This is a genomic window from Clostridium sp. FS41 (assembly GCF_000954015.1).
In the GTDB taxonomy this organism is placed as follows: domain Bacteria; phylum Bacillota; class Clostridia; order Lachnospirales; family Lachnospiraceae; genus Enterocloster; species Enterocloster citroniae.
This window is the reverse complement of the sequence record NZ_JYHN01000040.1, coordinates 138,486-155,277: the sequence shown is the minus strand read 5'-3', so window position 1 is coordinate 155,277 and position 16,792 is coordinate 138,486. Positions and strand designations below refer to the sequence as shown.

General features: G+C 50.7%; 15 protein-coding genes. 1 reads left to right on the top strand and 14 read right to left on the bottom strand.

Annotation, left to right across the window (positions count from 1 at the left end; genetic code table 11):
- Nucleotides 1-23 precede the first annotated feature (23 nt).
- The 5 genes from CLFS41_RS06325 to CLFS41_RS06305 all read right to left on the bottom strand — a co-directional run bounded on the left by CLFS41_RS06325 (nt 24) and on the right by CLFS41_RS06305 (nt 4,476).
- On the bottom strand, nt 24-1,124 hold the full coding sequence (locus tag CLFS41_RS06325) for a BMP family ABC transporter substrate-binding protein (RefSeq protein ID WP_045091781.1): 1,101 nt from the start codon (nt 1,122-1,124) through the stop codon (nt 24-26).
- On the bottom strand, nt 1,121-1,798 hold the full coding sequence (locus CLFS41_RS06320) for an HAD family hydrolase (protein ID WP_045091780.1): 678 nt from the start codon (nt 1,796-1,798) through the stop codon (nt 1,121-1,123). Before CLFS41_RS06320 ends, CLFS41_RS06325 begins: the two co-directional genes overlap by 4 nt.
- Nucleotides 1,799-1,812: 14 nt before the next feature.
- The gene (locus tag CLFS41_RS06315; RefSeq protein ID WP_007863299.1) at nt 1,813-2,592 is read right to left on the bottom strand and encodes an MTAP family purine nucleoside phosphorylase; all 780 of its coding nucleotides are present in this window, start codon (nt 2,590-2,592) and stop codon (nt 1,813-1,815) included.
- Nucleotides 2,593-2,808: 216 nt separating this feature from the next.
- Nucleotides 2,809-3,828, bottom strand: a complete 1,020-nt coding sequence (locus tag CLFS41_RS06310; protein ID WP_007863301.1) for a LacI family DNA-binding transcriptional regulator — start codon at nt 3,826-3,828, stop codon at nt 2,809-2,811.
- Nucleotides 3,829-3,939: 111 nt separating this feature from the next.
- Complete coding sequence (locus CLFS41_RS06305; RefSeq protein ID WP_007863302.1) at nt 3,940-4,476, bottom strand: PadR family transcriptional regulator; 537 nt, start codon at nt 4,474-4,476, stop codon at nt 3,940-3,942.
- A gap of 185 nt (nt 4,477-4,661) precedes the next feature.
- On the opposite strand from CLFS41_RS06305, the gene CLFS41_RS06300 reads away from it, so the two are divergent.
- On the top strand, nt 4,662-6,038 hold the full coding sequence (locus CLFS41_RS06300) for an MATE family efflux transporter (RefSeq protein WP_045091819.1): 1,377 nt from the start codon (nt 4,662-4,664) through the stop codon (nt 6,036-6,038).
- Here CLFS41_RS06300 and CLFS41_RS06295 read toward each other — a convergent pair.
- The 9 genes from CLFS41_RS06295 to CLFS41_RS06260 all read right to left on the bottom strand — a co-directional run bounded on the left by CLFS41_RS06295 (nt 6,014) and on the right by CLFS41_RS06260 (nt 16,779).
- Complete coding sequence (locus CLFS41_RS06295) at nt 6,014-6,706, bottom strand: hypothetical protein (RefSeq protein WP_045091779.1); 693 nt, start codon at nt 6,704-6,706, stop codon at nt 6,014-6,016. The genes CLFS41_RS06300 and CLFS41_RS06295 overlap by 25 nt on opposite strands.
- Nucleotides 6,696-8,126 carry an AAA family ATPase gene (locus CLFS41_RS06290; RefSeq protein WP_152649016.1) on the bottom strand — a complete coding sequence of 477 codons (1,431 nt, stop codon included), beginning with the start codon at nt 8,124-8,126 and terminating at the stop codon, nt 6,696-6,698. Before CLFS41_RS06290 ends, CLFS41_RS06295 begins: the two co-directional genes overlap by 11 nt.
- A 150-nt stretch (nt 8,127-8,276) precedes the next feature.
- On the bottom strand, nt 8,277-8,426 hold the full coding sequence (locus CLFS41_RS30045; RefSeq protein ID WP_161797482.1) for a hypothetical protein: 150 nt from the start codon (nt 8,424-8,426) through the stop codon (nt 8,277-8,279).
- A gap of 25 nt (nt 8,427-8,451) precedes the next feature.
- Nucleotides 8,452-10,740 (bottom strand): alpha-xylosidase, encoded by a 2,289-nt coding sequence (gene yicI / locus CLFS41_RS06285; RefSeq protein ID WP_007863318.1) that lies wholly within the window; start codon nt 10,738-10,740, stop codon nt 8,452-8,454.
- Nucleotides 10,741-10,788: 48 nt separating this feature from the next.
- Nucleotides 10,789-12,771 carry a TIM-barrel domain-containing protein gene (locus tag CLFS41_RS06280; protein WP_152649015.1) on the bottom strand — a complete coding sequence of 661 codons (1,983 nt, stop codon included), beginning with the start codon at nt 12,769-12,771 and terminating at the stop codon, nt 10,789-10,791.
- A 23-nt stretch (nt 12,772-12,794) separates the two neighbouring features.
- Nucleotides 12,795-13,613: a carbohydrate ABC transporter permease gene (locus tag CLFS41_RS06275; protein ID WP_045091818.1), complete on the bottom strand. Its 819-nt coding sequence runs from the start codon at nt 13,611-13,613 to the stop codon at nt 12,795-12,797.
- Nucleotides 13,614-13,672: 59 nt separating this feature from the next.
- Complete coding sequence (locus tag CLFS41_RS06270; protein WP_007863323.1) at nt 13,673-14,572, bottom strand: sugar ABC transporter permease; 900 nt, start codon at nt 14,570-14,572, stop codon at nt 13,673-13,675.
- Nucleotides 14,573-14,678: 106 nt separating this feature from the next.
- Complete coding sequence (locus CLFS41_RS06265; RefSeq protein WP_007863324.1) at nt 14,679-15,962, bottom strand: ABC transporter substrate-binding protein; 1,284 nt, start codon at nt 15,960-15,962, stop codon at nt 14,679-14,681.
- 82 nt (nt 15,963-16,044) lie between these two features.
- Entirely contained in the window at nt 16,045-16,779 is a 735-nt protein-coding gene (locus CLFS41_RS06260; protein ID WP_045091776.1) for a response regulator, read from the bottom strand.
- Nucleotides 16,780-16,792 lie beyond the last annotated feature (13 nt).

Genomic DNA, 16,792 nt, shown 5'->3' with positions numbered 1-16,792 from the left:
CTCCTTTATGTAACCATGGCCTGCTATTTAAGCAAGTCCTCCAGGTTAAGGGAACCGGATCTCACAGCTGCAAGCAGTTCGTCCAGCTCTGCCTTCACATCATCAGGAAGTTTTTCATAATCCCTGTCATCATAGATCGCTGACTGGGTCTCAATTCCGTAATTGGTCCTTCCGGCCGTGAACCTGCCTTCCTTGTAAGCGGTAAAGGAGTCAAACACAGCTCCGTTGATATCGGTTAAGGAGGACCAGAATACGCAGCCGTCAATGCCGCCCTGCCATTCATCCACTCCAATACATTTAATTCCCGCATCCGAACAGCCCTGGATCACACCCAGGCCCGCCAGATTGGCTGTCTGGAAGATAATGTCGGCGCCCTGGCTGACCATGATCTTTGTCTGCTCCCCTGCCTTTACCGTATCACTGTCGTCCCCCACATAAGCGGTCTGTACCACCACATCCGGGTCCGCATATTTGGCTCCAGCCAGGTATGCGTCACGGAACCGGTTGATGACCGGGATATCCAGGCTGCCGATCCATCCGATAGTCCCTGACTGGGTGGTCTTGGCTGCCACAAAGCCGGATACAAAGGCTGGTTCCAGGGAATCCACATACACGTTTGCCACATTGTCATACTTTGTGTCCAGGCTGCTGTCGATCAGACAGAACATGGTCTCCGGGTATTCCGGCGCCAGCTCCACAGCCACCTCATTGACCGTGTCAAACATAGTGTAGATGGGATTTGCCCCCATTTCCGCCATGGCCCTGATCTGCTCGGAATACTCAGCCTTGTCAAGCGCCTCGATCAGCTTAACCTGGGCTCCGTACTCATTTTCGATCCTCTCAAAACCGGTCCAGGTCAGGTCCGTAAAAGGAACGCCTGCCGGCGCCTCAGATATCAGACAGGTAAACAGATCCCCGTTCTCCGGCGTCTCTGCTTTTTTTGCTTCCTCTGTTTCCCCTGCGTTCTCTGATTTACCCGCTTCCTTTCCTGCTTCCTCTGCTTTCTCGGTCTTTGCCTCGCTTGCGGCCTGTGTCTGGTCCTTGGGGGCCTCTGTCTTGCCTGCACATCCTGACAGCGCGCAGATAACGGCTGCTGCGGTTAAAAACAATTTCATCTTTCTCATATCGTTCTCCTCCTTCGTGACTCATCAAAAATGGAACACAACTCTGTAATATCCTTTACCACACAATCCGGCGATTGTTCCACCAGGGAATCCACCGGCCAGTTTCCCGATGGCACTGCCACCGTAAACACACCTGCAGCCACTCCTGCCTCAATGTCAAAGGGAGACTCCCCAATGTACACACAGCCCTTGGGGGCTGTCCCGCAGGCAGCTGCTCCCTTTAAAATAGGCTCTGGATCCGGTTTAAAACAGGTCACATCATCCCTGGTGACCATGAACCGTATATAGCGGTCCAGCCCCATCCGCCCTAAGATATGGGCTGCATTCTTTCTCCGCTCCGATGTGATCAGGCAGACCGGGCATCCCAGGCCCTCTATGTATTTTACAGTTTCCAGGGCTCCGTCTATGAGCCTGGCCCTCTCCATATGGATGGGGTACTGCCGTTTATACTCCTCGATAAAATCAGCTATGGTTTCTTTATCATCCGGGCTTATGTCGGTCAGGGTGGTGAGCATTACCTCCACCGGAAGCCCAAACATGCCCATGATCTCCTCTTTGGAAGGAGTCACCTTGCTTACCGTTTGAAACGCTGCCAAAAGCGCATCACAGATACAGTCCTGGGAGTGGATCAAGGTCCCGTCCAGATCCGTGAGCAGTGCCTGATATCCGGGCATCCCTACTCCACCCCTCACTTTTTTAAGATCGCATGGTCCAGCGCGTGGCTGCACGGGCAATCCCTGTCATCTGAAAGGGTGGGGATGGCCAGGTACAGCACCTGCTTAAAATCCTCTATTCCCTGTTTCAGCAGCCTTGGGAAATCGTCCGCCTCGATCTGCTCTCCCAGGCACCAGTTAGTGGGAACACAGATATGGGCATAACAGATTGCCGCCTCCCTGGCAAACACGGCCTCAGGCAGAGTGGTCATCCCAATGAGGTCAGCTCCCAGCTTTCTGAACATTTTCAGTTCAAACGGCGTCTCAAATCTGAGTCCCTCATTGACAAAGATCACGGCCTGGTCGTGGACATGTCCGGGCTTTACCTGGTTGGCCGCCTGGATCAATGCCTTTCTTAAGTCCGGGCAATAGGCCGGCGTCATGTCCACATGGTATGCCTCCACCTCATCATCATACAAAGAACGTGGGAACCTTCTGGTCCAGTCGCAGAAGTCATGGGGTATCACCAGGCTGCCCAGCTCAATGTCCGGGTTGCTGCTTCCCACGCAGTTGGTTGCCAGTATCTGCTCCACTCCCAGCTCCTTAAACGCCCATATGTTGGCCCTGTAATTAATGCGCGGCACAATGATTTTGTGCTCCTCCCCGTGACGCGGAAGGAAATAAACCTTGCGTCCCTGGATCATTCCCTCAAAGATTTCTGAAGAACGCCCATATTTATTATTATGGACAAACATCCTGGGGTTTTCCAGAAGCTCATAAAATCCGCTGCCTCCGATAATTCCTACTGGTTTCATTTGTTTTTCTCCTTTTCCCTTTTGTTTACTCTCGGGATCTCCGGGGGTAAACTTATATTTTTTGAAACTGAAATCGTTTTCAGTTCCTGTAAAAAAAATGTTGTCCCTATCCTGACCACATTTTTTTACTGTCATGTAAAAGGGAAGTCCCCCTGGACTCCCCAGGAGCGCGTATGAGCACGCTCCTGTCCGTCTTTATGGGTATGCCGCCTTTCCTCATAGCGAGGGAGCGCATACCGATGTCCGTTCAATAAAGTTTAATTCCAGGGCCTCCACCCGGGCCCCGGCGCGTTTTCCCGACTGTTCCATCCTGTTTAGCAGCAGTTTTACCGCACAGCTTGCAATCGCTGATGTATCCAGACGGAAGCTGGTGATCCCATGGCGGGCAAATGCCTGCACATCCTCATCACACTCCTCAAAACCAATCATCGAGATATCCCCTCCCGGCGTCATCCCATGATTCCTCACCGCCTCCAGGACACCTGTGGTCAGCGTATTATTCCCGGCTATGATGGCCGTGGGAGGATCCGGCAGTTCAAGAAGCCGTGACGCATACCGTATACCGGCTTCCGTCTTCCAGCAGTCCTGTATAAAATACTCCTCCCTCCAGGGCAGCCCATGGGCCTGGAGCCCATCCCTAAATCCCCGGATCCGCTCCTCCGCTATGCCGTGTCCCTCTGCTCCCACAAGAAAGGCGATCTTATTATGTCCATGTCGGATCAGATACTCTGTACCCTGGTACAGGGCCTCGTAATTCCGGTTCATTACGCAGTCTATGGTTGTATTCCCCTCAAAATAGCGGTCGATCAGCACCATGGGTTTCTTAACATTCTGCAACGGTGACAGTTCCTTTAAGGAGGTGGCATCCAATATCCCGTCAGCCATCTGGCAGATGGAGCTTCCCAGAAAGCTGCACTCCTCATCTGCGGACTCTGTTGTATATACAACCACATAATAGCCATATTTCTTCATTTCCTGGATAACCGTGTTGATCAGTTGGGTAAAAAAATGATTATCAATGATGGGCACGATCACCACCACCACCTGGCTCCTGCCCCGTACCATGGCCTTTGCCGTAAAATCAGGCACATAGTGGAGTTCGTCAATGGCTTTCTGAACCCGTTCCTTTACCTCTGAATTGATCCACTTATAGTCGTTGAGTACACGTGAGACGGTGGCCGGTGATACACTGGCATATTCAGCCACATCCTTAATTGTGATTTTCCCCTTTTTCATGTGCACTTCTTCCTCTTTTCTGCAGCTGAAATCCTTTTCAGTATAGCAATATTACCATATATTTTTTGTTTTTGCAATACTGTACCTTTATTTTCCCGCATAAAATAATCCCTATCGCGTGTCGGAAAGATCCCTTTTTACTTCCCTGATCCAGTCCTCGACTGCTAAGGCCAGGATCTGCTGCTGCTTTAAGACAGCCATACCTGTTCTTGGGATCACAGGCTCCCCCTCTTTCATGCTTACATTTTCTTCCAAATATGTTTTCAAAGTTTTTATATTGTCCTCAATCTTTTCCAGGCAGGCTTTCTGTTTCTCCGGTGTGATACTGTCCAGGTTCACCATCACAGCATTAAAATCCAGGAAAATGTGTATGGGCTTGGAGGCAATCTCCTCCATAAGGTGTTCAAATTCCCTGTTCCCCTGTTCCGTCAGGGAATAGACCGCCTTCTCGGCCATCCTGCCCTCCTTTACCATGCTGCTTGTGATATATCCCTTCTCCTCCAGCTGGATCACCTTTTTATAAATGGAAGGCGTGCTGATCTTCACCCACCTGGATATATTGCGGTACTCCACTAATTTCTGGATATCGTAGGCACTCAAAGACTCCTTTTTTAACATTCCCAACACGATCAGATCAATAGTCGCCATAATTTCCTCCTTTAACCTTGACATATACTATAATTTATAGTACTATTTATTCCGTTGCTTTAAATACTATAATTTATAGTACTTTATTTCACAATCTATGTCAAGGGAAAGGACAAAATAGTATGAATCACAGGAACGAACATGAAGGAGCGGTCATGAAGGAAAAAAACAGGAAATCAGAAAACATGGAATCAGAAAACAGAAAAACAGGAAACAGAAAAACAGAATTGCTGGGGAATGCGCCCATTCCCAAAGCCCTCTTGGCAATGGGGCTTCCCACCATGATCGGTATGATGATCAACGCATTATACAATCTGGTGGACGCCTTTTTTGTGGGAGGACTGGGAACCAGCCAGATGGGGGCCATATCAGTTGCCTTTCCCCTGGGGCAGGTGGTGGTGGGCCTGGGTCTGCTGTTTGGAAATGGGGCGGCATCCTATATTTCCAGGCTGCTGGGACGCGGGGATAAGGACACGGCGGATCAGGTTGCCAGCACCGCTCTGTACAGCAGCATCCTGGCAGGCGCTTTGATGATCCTCCTCACCCTGATCTTTCTCACCCCCATTCTCAGGCTTTTGGGCGCGACCCAAAGCATACTGCCCTATGCCCTTACCTATGGGGGTATCTATGTCACTTTCTCTATTTTTAATGTGTTTAATGTAACCATGAACAACATTGTCACCAGCGAAGGCGCTGCAAAGACCACCATGTGCGCCCTTCTCTCAGGAGCGGTCCTGAATATGGTCCTGGACCCTGTCTTTATCTATGGACTTGATTTAGGCGTGGCAGGCGCCGCCATTGCCACCGCCCTGTCACAGGTCATCTCCTCACTGGTCTATCTGGCCTATATACTTTGCAAAAAAAGCATGTTTACCTTCCGTCCCAGCCAATGCCGTTACTCCCCGCAGATCATGTCTGAAATCTTAAAGATCGGCGTTCCCACCCTGGTATTCCAGCTGCTGACCGGCCTTTCCATCACTCTGATCAACATGCAGGCAAAGGAATACGGGGACTCGGTAATCGCCGGGATGGGGGCTGTCACAAGGATCATTTCCATGGGAAGCCTGATGGTATTCGGTTTTCTAAAAGGCTTCCAGCCCATTGCGGGATACAGCTACGGGGCAAAGAAATATGATCGTCTGCGTCAGGCGATCCGTACATCCATCCTCTGGTCAACCATCTTCTGCACCGTGTACGGACTGGCCATGGCCGTCTTCCCCACAGCGGTCATTTCCCAATTCACAAAAGGGGATATGGAAATGATCCAGGCCGGACAAAAAGCCCTGCGCGCAAACGGGCTGTCCTTTCTGCTTTTTGGTTACTACACGGTCTATTCCTCGCTCTTTCTTGCCCTTGGAAAAGCCAGAGAAGGCTTTATCCTTGGCGCCTGCAGGCAGGGGATCTGCTTTGTCCCAATCATCTTAGCACTCCCCGCCCTTTGGGGAATAAACGGCATTCTCTACGCACAGCCGGCAGCTGACATCATCTCTGCCATTGTTGCCGTAGCCATGTCTGTACGTCTGCACAGGGAGCCTTTTTATGCCATACCCTCAAATATCTGATGCATATTAGTGTGGCGCTGCAATGAGTTTAAATCCTCCTCAATAAACTTCCAGGTATCTTGATAGGTGCCTGGAACAGCCACCTGCTGTTCCGACAGGAATGCGATAAAATCCTCCGGATTCTGCTCATATTTATCCGCAAACTCATCTGACATTTCTTCCTTTTCCTCATTGGTAAAATCCTTTAATTCATTGAACAGCACATGCTCCAGGTTACAGGAATTATAGTAGATATTGTATGGGATGGCGCCGATCTTTCCGGTCTTATACAGCTTAAAAAGTATTTCCGACTTCTTGTGGTTGCGGTCCAAAATAGCCTCCCTGGACCTTGTCTCTATGTGGTCCTCATAATATGTGATGGAATCCACGTCCGCAGGCCATACGCACTCGTCACTGATAAAAACACCGTCCGTGTCCGCAAGATGGATGATCTTAATAAAGTCCGAGGTTTTGTACCTGTATTTTTCCTTCAGCGTGCTTACCAAGTCGTTTATCTTCCTGATGATGTTATCCACACTTACATAGTCCCTGGTTGTTATGTCCCCGTGCACAACCACAAACTGTATCTGTTCATTTGAAAAATACTCCTTCATCACGGAACCGATGACAGCCTCATCGCTGGAGCCTTCCACAATAAATGCTATGACCTTTTTTTCCTTATTTTCCATGTTTCATTTCCCCGCCTGTGTGCTTCATGCTTCTGCCCGCTTTCCTGAACGCCCGCGCGATCTTAAAGCTGTCCGTCTCGCTGTATATCTCTTCAATCTGTCCCCCCAGGGTGATACTCCTTAGATACGCATCCCGCAGATTGTCCGATGCTTTCATGTTTCTCATATGAATGTAACGGTTATTTGGATTGGCAGTGGAAAACATGATGCTGTCCTTTTTAAGCATCTCCAAAGCCCGCAGGTTATGGGAGGTGAAGATCAGCTGTCCCCTGGCGTTTTTATGAAAGATATCCAGCAGTTCCCCCAGCATATATTCAAAAATCCCTGCGTCCAGTTCATCGATCACAAGGCAGATCGAGGCATTCCCAAATGCCTGGATCAGAGCGTTTAAAATGGAAATGATCTTGATGATTCCTTCTGATTCCATGCGTATGGGGATGGGAGGGATCCCATCCCTTTTGGATAACAGTTCCACTTTAAACCCTGTTTTTCCATTGCCCATCATCTGGAATCCATGGTCCCGGATATCCAGTCTCATCCCCGGAATTATGGTGTGGATCACCGTATTGATCTGTCCTGTGATTTGATACAGCACGTCCTTCTGCCTTTCATCCAGCACCGTGGCTTCCATGAGGGAAATGGTGAAATCCCCCTTCAGTCCAGGATTATATGGGTCCTCCTTGTCGATCCTGAATGCCATGGGCAGCACAAAATTGGCTGAGATCACACCGGAATGGGAGTTTCTTATAACAAACAGATCCGTGAGGGCATAGTGGAACAATGCCTTGATGATCGCAGAATACTCAGAAAAAGCATTCCCATGCTCTGAAAAAAAGATCTCCCGGCTGCTCTCCCCAAAGATGTAGGAACACCTGCTTTTCTCAGCCAGTTTTCTGGCCACGATCAGGTCGGTCTTATACTCTTTATTTGTTTCAAATACCTCCTCCAGCCGCTTTTTAGGCCTGAAAACCACCGACCTGTCATCCCGTTTATAATCCATAAATACGGCTCTGCTGGTCCTTCTGCCCTTTGAGTTTTTCGCACAGCTTAATAGTTCCCTCAGGATCTCAACCTGTCTGTTTTCCGTTCTTCGGATCTGGATACGATACCCCACTTCAAATACAGAATCCTCCATAAAGACCGCAAACTCCGCCCAGATTTCCGCCTGATCCTCATTGGCGTCTATATAATCTCCCATCTCCTCCTTCAGGCTTTTTCCGATCATAATGTTTTGCAGAAAATATAAAGCGTCCACCGCCGCCGTCTTCCCGGAACCGTTCTGCCCATACAGCCCTAATATTTCAGACCTTTGAAAGCACAGTTCTTTGTTGTGCGCGCAGGGCATTTCGATCCTGCCAAAAGATACATTTTTTATGTTCTTTAAATCCAGTGACTGCAGACGGACTATTATGTCACCCAATGAAACTACCCCCTCTACCACAAAATTGCCCATGGCATATCCAGTTTTTCCATTAGTATTTTCTGGTTGGGGGATTTCTATTCAGGGGATATCTGCAACGGCAAAAGAGTGGGGAAATCCCCACTCTCTTATGCACACCCCATCTGATGATCATACAAACAACCGGTCCGCCACATCCGTGATATTATCATATTTTTCAATATTACATATCATATTGATCCATTCCTCTGCCTGTTCAGGATCCATCACATGGGACACCTGAACTTTAAAACGATCGACAAACTGTTCCCTGGTCATCATGTTGGCCGGATGTCCTAAGTGGCAATCACTCCTCCGCAACTTCCACAATCATCCCCTCAGGACCTTCCACTGTCCAGTGAGCGCCGCCGCGGATCACGGCTCTGACCCGGCCCCGGTCTGAGGTGACCCTTATGTCAGCTGCTTCCTTTCCATCCACATCCGGAACCATGATGCGGATATCTGCCTGGTCCTTGATCTGGAACAGCTTTAAGGTGGTGCCGGATACATAGTCATAATCCGGCCGCTCCTCATGGCTGCCCACTGCCAGGACCGTGTTTTCCCTTACCATCAGCGGGAGATGGAAATAGTCAAAGACTTCCCTGTACCATCTGCCGCCTTCCCTCACCTCGCCTGTGAGGTAATTGGTCCATGTGCCCGCCGGGAGATAGTAGGCCACTTCCCCGCTTTCCCGGAACACGGGCGCTACCAGCAGGGAATCCCCCAGCATATACTGCCGGTCCAGCGTCTCGCAGGCAGGGTCCTCCGGGAACTCCAGGAACATGGGGCGCATCATGGGTATGCCTTCCCTGTGGGCCTTTACCGCCTGGGCAAAGATGTAGGGCATCAGAGAGCATTTTAACTTAACAAATTTCCTCAGCACGTCACATGCCTCATCATCAAACAGCCAGGGCACCCGGTAGGAGGTGGAGCCGTGAAGCCGGCTGTGGGAGCTGAGAAGGCCGAAGGCACACCAGCGCTTATACACATCAGCGGATGCGGTCTGCTCAAATCCCCCAATATCATGGCTCCAGAACCCGTAGCCCCCAAGGGACAGGGACAGTCCGCCCCTCATATCCTCAGCCATGGAAAGGTAGGTGGCCGTACAGTCCCCGCCCCAGTGCACGGGGAATTTCTGGCCTCCGGCCGCCGTGGATCTGGCAAATACAAGGGCCTTATCCTTTCCCAGCTTGCGCTCCAAAAGTGTAAATACCACCTGGTTGTACAGGTAGGTGTAATAGTTATGCATTTTTACAGTGTCGGACCCGTCATAATACATTACTCCGGTCACAGGTATCCGCTCTCCAAAGTCCGTCTTAAAGCAGTCCACACCCATGTCGATCAGGCGCTCCAGCTTATCCTGGTACCACTTGCAGGCCTTAGGATTGGTGAAGTCCACCAGAGCCATTCCCGCCTGCCATCTGTCGCACTGCCACACGGAGCCGTCCAGGTTCTTTACAAAATACCCCTGCTCCATGCCCTCATCAAACAGGGCCGACTTCTGGCCGATGTAGCTGTTGATCCACACACAGATATGAAGTCCTCTGGCCTTATACCTCTTTAACATGGCCTCCGGGTCAGGGAAGGTATCCTTATCCCACTCAAAGTTGCACCACTCATATCCCTTCATCCAGAAGCAGTCAAAATGGAAGGTGTGAAGCGGGATGTCCCGGTCCTCCATGCCCTGAATAAAGCTGCTCACCGTCTCCTCATCATAACTGGTGGTAAATGAGGTGGTCAGCCACAGTCCAAAGGACCATGAGGGAGGCAGGGCAGGCTTGCCTGTGAGCTCGGTGTACAGCTGCACCGTCTCCTTGGGGGTGGTTCCGTTGATGATGTAGTAATCCAGCCTCTCCGTCTGCACGCTGAACTGCACCCGCTCCACCTTCTCGCTGCCCACTTCAAAATGCACGTCACCGGCATGGGCCACAAACACCCCGTATCCTTTGTTGGTAATATAAAAGGGGATGTTCTTATAGGTCTGCTCAGAGGCAGTGCCCCCGTCCTCGTTCCACACCTCCACGGTCTGGCCGTTCTTCACAAAGGGGGTATACCGCTCTCCCAGTCCGTAAACATACTCGCCCACGTCTAAAAGCAGCTGTTCCGCCATGTAATTCTTTCCAGTCTCCCTGTTTTTCATATAAGCCAGGTTCCGGAAGCTGCTCTCTGTGAGAAGGCGGTCCCCATCCTTAAATTCCACCTTCCACCCCATTGGCGCCTTATGGATCACCGCGCTGGTCCTGCCGGATTGGTAGGTGATGGTCTCCTCGTCCTCTGTAATGGAGACAAAACTTCCCTCCTGCTCTGCCACCTGGTAGTGGGGCCCTTTATACAGGGCTCCCTTAAAGTGGACCGCCGATACCTTGATCACATTTTCCATGGGACTGGAAAATGTGACCGTGAGCATGGGCTGGTTCAGGGTGTCCCCCCGGTCTCCCATATGTTTTGTGGCAGCGTAAACCACAAGGCTGTTATCCTTTTTGCCTGTATCGTAAACTGTATCGTAATTTGTACTATAATCTGCATCATAATATTCCACCGCGTACACGGGGTCGATCTCTTCCCTGATACGCCAGTAACCGTTTGTGAATTTCATCTTTCCCTCCGATCGAGACTCCCACCTCTTCAGGTGGTGTTTCCCTTCTTATACAGCTGTGAACACAGGCAGCTGGTCAATGGGCGCTTCCACCTGGGCCGTTGTGCCTCCATGGTACATTTCTCCTGTAAAGAAATGCTTCCATTCCCTTCCCTCAGGGAAGTACACGGTCCGTTTCCTCATATCGGCATACAGCACGGGCGCCACCATCATATCAGGTCCAAACATGTACTGGTCCTCGATCTCCCACGCCATTTTATCCTCCGAGAAATCATAGAACAGAGGACGCATCACCGGGGTTCCCTGTTCATGGGCTGCTGCCATCTGCCGGGCAATATAGGGTTTCATGGACTCCCTTAAGTTGAGGTAGGTCTTGCAGATCTCATATGCCTCATCCCCAAAGGACCACACCTCATTGTCCGCACCTGACACACATGCGGCGCCGCCCTCCGTGCCCATGGGCTCTTTTAGTGGTTCCCGGTATCCATGCAGACGCATGACCGGGCAGAATGTACCGTACTCAAACCAGCGGATCAGCAGTTCCCTGAATCCCGGGTCCCGGGGGTCCCCGCCGTGGAATCCGCCGATATCCGTGGTCCACCAGGGGATCCCTGCCATTCCCATGTTAAGGCCTGCCGCCACCTGGTTTCTCAGACTGGCAAAGCTGGAATGAATGTCCCCGGACCATACCAGGGCCCCGTATTTCTGGGAACCGGCCCAGGCACAGCGCAGCAGGTTAATGATATTTTCCTGCCCCTCCGCCTTCATGCCGTCAAAGAATGTCTTTGCATACATGGCAGGATAGATATTGCCGATCTGCACATTGGGTCCCATGTGGTAGCGGTAGTTGTCAAAATCATAGATGCTGTATTCAGGCTCCGCCTCATCCAGCCAGAAGATCTTTACGCCCTTGTCATAATAATTCTGTTTTGCTTTCTGCCATACATACTCCCTGGCCTTTGGATTGGTGGCGTCAAAATGGACGGTATTTCCCTGGAAATCCATGGCGATCCGGAATCCCCTGTCCGTGCGGATCAGATATCCCTTTTCCTTCATCTCCTGGAAATTCTCGCTTCTGTAATCCACTGTGGGCCAGATGGAAACCATAAGCTCGATCCCCATTTCCTTCAGTTCCCGGATCATGGCATCCGGGTCGGGCCAGTACCTGAGATCAAACTTCCAGTCTCCCTGGAGCGGCCAGTGGAAATAGTCGATCACGATCACGGAGATGGGCAGGTTTCTCTTTTTATATTCCCTGGCCACCTGAAGAAGCTCCTCCTGGGTCTGATAGCGCAGCTTGCACTGCCAGAACCCCATGGCATAGTCGGGCATCATGGGAACCGTACCGGCAACCCGGGCATACGCCTCCTCAATTTTAGCAGGCGTATCCTCAGCCGTGATCCAGTAATCCAGCGCCTTGGTGGAATACGCTTCCCATGTGGTGATATTTTTTCCAAACATGGTCCTTCCCACTGCCGGGTTGTTCCACAGGAATCCGTAATTTAAGGATGACACATAAAAGGGAACACTTGCCTGGGAATTTCTCTGTGCCAGCTCCAGATCCGTACCCTTTAAGTTCAGGTAGGGCTGCTGGTACTGCCCCATTCCAAATATCTTTTCACGGGGATCAGACACAAAGCGCATGGATAAGTGGTAATCCCCTCCCGGAATGGGCTTAAACTCCCTTGCCTCCACTTCCAGGGCGCTGCAGTAGTCCGCAAACACATCCAGCCTGTTCCTCAGATACTCATCCAGAAGGATTTCCCCGTTCCGGTCATAAAAGGTCAGCTTTCCGTACTGTGATACCTTTGCCTGAATTTTTCCGTTTTTGATCCATGCGCAGTCTTCCTGGATGGTGATCTGGGGAACAATGTCCTCCACCTCCATCTGAAGCGCCCAGTTCTCGCAGGGCATTTGGGCAGTCTTGCAGGCCCTTACCCTGAAGCTGTTGGCGCTCCACGGCTGGATCCACAGCTCCTCTGCGTCATAATGGAATTTCAGGCAGTTGTCCTCAATTCTGAAAACGTTCATATCAATATCCTCCTGGTTTATTATTAACCCTTAACAGAACCGCTGGTCATTCCCTCCACAATGTGCTTTTGCATGGTCACAAAGATAAAGCAGCTGGGCAGGATCAACAGCACGCCGTAAGCCATGATACTGTTCCACTGGGTGCCGTACTGGTTCATAAAGGTGTAGATCGCGGATGTCATGGGCCTCATGATCTCCTTTGTGTTAAATGTCATGGAGTACGCAAGATCGTTCCACGCAAACACAAAGCTGAAGCAGGTGGCTGTGATCACCGTTGGCTTGGAGATGGGGATGGCGATCCGAAGAAAGGTGGTAAAACCATTGCAGCCATCGATCATGGCCGCGTCCTCCAGCTCCTTTGGCATGCTTAAGAATCCGGGACGGAGCATGAGCACGATAAAGGGGATGGAAATGGTTGCCGTGGACAGAATGGGGGCAAAGTAGGTATTCAGGATCCCCAGCTTGGAAAAGATCAGGTATAAGGGGGTCAGCACCAGGGACGCGGGAAGCATCTGGGTGATCAGGAAAACAAGGATGAACAGCTTCATTCCCCTTACCTTAAACCTTGCCAGTCCGTAGGCAGCGGGCACGGACAGGATCAGCGACAGGACCATGGAGCCCAGGGCAATGATGATCGAGTTCCTCACCGTGATAAACAGGTTTCCAAACTGTTCCTGGTATGCTTTTAATGTAAATTCCTTTGGCCACAGTGTGGGTGTGCTTGCAAATATCTCACTGTCCAGCTTAAAGGAATTGACAATGATCCAATATAACGGAAACAGGAACACACATGCGATCAGTACGGCCACAACGCACAGGATGATATTATTCTTCTTATTCATGGAATACTCCTTTCTTATTTTACCGATGTGCTGCTTGCACAGAGCCATTAAACGGCCTATTAAATGGCTTCATCCTTTGAAATGGTCCTGAGATAGACCAGGGCAACCATAAGCAGGCAGACAAACAGGACATTGGCAACCGCAGCCCCCTCCCCAAAGTGGAACAGCTGGAAGGAAAGCTTATAGGAATAGGTGGACAGCACCTCGGTGGCATCCACCGGACCTCCTCCCGTCATAACATACACCAGGTCGAACACCTTAAAGGTAAGCACAAATCCAAGGATCAGCACCGACATGATGGTGGATTTAAGAAGGGGGATGGTGATCTTTAAAAACTTCTGTATACCCGTGGCCCCGTCTATGGCAGCCGCCTCGTAGATATCCCCCGGAATATTGTTAAGTCCGGTTGTGAGCAGCAGCATGTTAAAGGGGATGCCCACCCAGGAATTTGCGATGATCAGTCCCATCATGGCTGTATTTCCCTGGAGCAGCCAGCCCACCGGCTTGTCGATCAGGTGAAGGCTCATAAGGATGTAGTTGATGATGCCGTTTCCCTCAGCGAACATGAACTTGAACACCAGGGCCGTCACCGTCACCGGAAGCATCCAGCTGATAACGATAAAACCGCGGATGGGTTTGGAAAGGGCGAATTTCTTTGTGAAGAATATGGCAAATAAAAAGCCCAGGGTAAACTGAATGCTTAAGCATCCAATGGTATAGATAAAGGTGTGGACCAAAGCCTTCTTGAAGGTCACGTCTGCAAAGATGGCTTTGTAATTGGAAAATCCCGCAAACTCCCTGGCAGCGCTTGCGATGGTCTTGGCCGTCACATTCTGAAAGCTGATGATCCAGTTATATATGATGGGATATCCTATAAACGCCAGCATATAGATCACCGCCGGCAGTATGAAGAAGTACCCCAGTATCTGTTCTTTTTTCTCCCGCTTACTGTCCCACATAAGCAACCTCCCGTTCTTTTTCCTGGTTTTTGGTGCAAAAAGCCCCATCACATCACAATCCAGTACTGTCTGGCCTTGTACATGTGATGGGACTCATTCAAATACTTTATTTAGCGCCGATGGCGTCAATCTTGGCCTGTGCGTCCGCAAGGGCGGTATCCGCATCCTTCTGCCCTGTGAACACTTCCTGCTGGGCGGTATAGATGGCCGCGGATATCTCGGGCCAGTCCGGGGACGGTCCTCTGGACTGGGCAGTGGGCATTACCTCTGCAAACACGGAGTTAAGGGGATCATCCGCAAACATCTCCTGCACATTCACATCCGACCTTGGAGAGAAACGTCCGATGGATTTGCAGATTTCCTGTGATTTCTCCTTGCTGGTGATCCATGACAGGAACTTCCAGCTGGCCTCCACATTGGCGCCGGAGCAGATTGCCACATTCTCGCCGCCCAGTACGGATGCATAATCCCCGTCATCCGCCTTTGGTGCTTTTGCCACACCGTATTCCAGGTCCGGGGCGTCCTTGGCCAGGCCGGAGAACTGCCACGGTCCATTGATCATCATGGCTGCCTGTCCTGAGGCAAACTGCTTTTCCACGTCTGCCTGGGTCCAGTTTACGCACTCTCTGCTGATATATCCCTTTTCGATCATTCCGTACAGGAAGGACATGGACTCCTTGGCTCCGCCGCTGGTCAGGTCCGTTACGCTTCCGCCGGCCGACAGCAGCCATGGCATATACTGGAAGGTGCCTTCCTCATTGCCGATGGCAGATATGGCAAGTCCCTTGCATGTGTCCGTGGTCAGCTTTTCGCTTGCCGCTTCCAGCTCAGACCAGGTTGTGGGAACCTCCACCCCTGCTTCATCCAGCATCTTCTTGTTATAGAAAAGTCCCAGGCAGTTATTGCCCCAGGGAAGTCCGTATAATTTATCCTCGTAATAGCAGGAATTCAGTGAGCCTTCAAGGAAAGCAGCCTCATCCCAGGAATTATAAAGGTCGGTGATATCCTCAAACACGCCCATGGAAGCATAGGAGTTGTGGTCTGGGTTATCCACCATGCCGCAGTCCGGCAGTTCCCCTGAAACCACGCCAATGGTGTACTGTTTCATAAGCTCTGCCCTTGGCAGATACTGGGCCGTCACATGGACCTCGTCCTGGGAGCTGTTAAACTCATCCACGGCCTCAACCACATATTTTCCTTCCTTGTCCTCCGACATATAGTGCCAGAAGGTGATCTCCGTCTTGCCGTCCGCTGATGCCTTGGCGCTCTCAGCCGCCCCCGAAGCTGCTGTCTGTCCCGATGTCTGTGTGGATGCGCCCCCGCCGCCGCAGGCTGTAAGAGACCCGGCCGTCATGGCCAGCGCTGTTAATAATACAATACCCTTTTTCATTGTATACCTCCTCTGTTCTTTCTGTTCTAAGTATACCGTCCGGAAAGGGAACATAAAATTCCAATATCTTAAAAAAAGTGTATTATATCTGTTTTCTCTGGGCATCCACGGCAAACTGTTTGGCGGAAACCCCCGTATACTCCTTGAACACCTTTGAAAAATATTTCTGGTCCGGATATCCCACGCTGCACGCCACCTCGTATATTTTCATATCCGTGTTAAGGATCAGGTCCTTTGCCTTTTCTATCCTGATCTTTTTCAGGTAATTGGAAAATGTCATCCCCGTCTCCTTTGCAAACAGGTTGCTGATATATTCCGGTGTGAGCCTGAATTTCTCCCCAAAGGTATCCAGCCCCAGCCTCATGCCATAGTTTTCCTCCATGGTAACGATCATCTCCCGGACCACGGCCGAGTACTGCCGTACATCCTCCCTGGCTTCATGCCCCCGCTCGTCTGCGGTGAGTTTTGTCAGCAGCTCCTTTACATCCGATATGGTGATAGGCTTTAAAAGGTATTCCTGTACCCCCAGCTTAATGCCCTGGCGGGCATACTCAAACTCCGCGTATCCGCTGAGGATCACAAAGGTACAGGAAGCCCCCATCTCCTTGGCCTTCCCTATCATCTCCAGCCCGCTGATCTTGGGCATACGGATATCCGTGATAACAATATCCGGCTCCATATCCCGTATCATCTTTAAGCCCTCATATCCGTTTTCCGCTTCCCCGATCACCCTGCATCCCATATCCACTTTATTGATCAGTCTTCCAAGTCCCTGCCTGATACGGAACTCGTCCTCCACAATTACAATATTCTTCATTGGCAATCCCCTC

Coding starts and splice junctions, on each gene's coding strand:
- CLFS41_RS06325 (WP_045091781.1), bottom strand. CDS start 1,124: ATGAGAAAGATGAAATTGTTTTTAACCGCAGCAGCCGTTATCTGCGCG.
- CLFS41_RS06320 (WP_045091780.1), bottom strand. CDS start 1,798: ATGCCCGGATATCAGGCACTGCTCACGGATCTGGACGGGACCTTGATC.
- CLFS41_RS06315 (WP_007863299.1), bottom strand. CDS start 2,592: ATGAAACCAGTAGGAATTATCGGAGGCAGCGGATTTTATGAGCTTCTG.
- CLFS41_RS06310 (WP_007863301.1), bottom strand. CDS start 3,828: ATGAAAAAGGGGAAAATCACAATTAAGGATGTGGCTGAATATGCCAGT.
- CLFS41_RS06305 (WP_007863302.1), bottom strand. CDS start 4,476: ATGGCGACTATTGATCTGATCGTGTTGGGAATGTTAAAAAAGGAGTCT.
- CLFS41_RS06300 (WP_045091819.1), top strand. CDS start 4,662: ATGGAATCAGAAAACAGAAAAACAGGAAACAGAAAAACAGAATTGCTG.
- CLFS41_RS06295 (WP_045091779.1), bottom strand. CDS start 6,706: ATGGAAAATAAGGAAAAAAAGGTCATAGCATTTATTGTGGAAGGCTCC.
- CLFS41_RS30045 (WP_161797482.1), bottom strand. CDS start 8,426: ATGATGACCAGGGAACAGTTTGTCGATCGTTTTAAAGTTCAGGTGTCC.
- yicI (WP_007863318.1), bottom strand. CDS start 10,740: ATGAAATTCACAAACGGTTACTGGCGTATCAGGGAAGAGATCGACCCC.
- CLFS41_RS06280 (WP_152649015.1), bottom strand. CDS start 12,771: ATGAACGTTTTCAGAATTGAGGACAACTGCCTGAAATTCCATTATGAC.
- CLFS41_RS06275 (WP_045091818.1), bottom strand. CDS start 13,613: ATGAATAAGAAGAATAATATCATCCTGTGCGTTGTGGCCGTACTGATC.
- CLFS41_RS06270 (WP_007863323.1), bottom strand. CDS start 14,572: ATGTGGGACAGTAAGCGGGAGAAAAAAGAACAGATACTGGGGTACTTC.
- CLFS41_RS06265 (WP_007863324.1), bottom strand. CDS start 15,962: ATGAAAAAGGGTATTGTATTATTAACAGCGCTGGCCATGACGGCCGGG.
- CLFS41_RS06260 (WP_045091776.1), bottom strand. CDS start 16,779: ATGAAGAATATTGTAATTGTGGAGGACGAGTTCCGTATCAGGCAGGGA.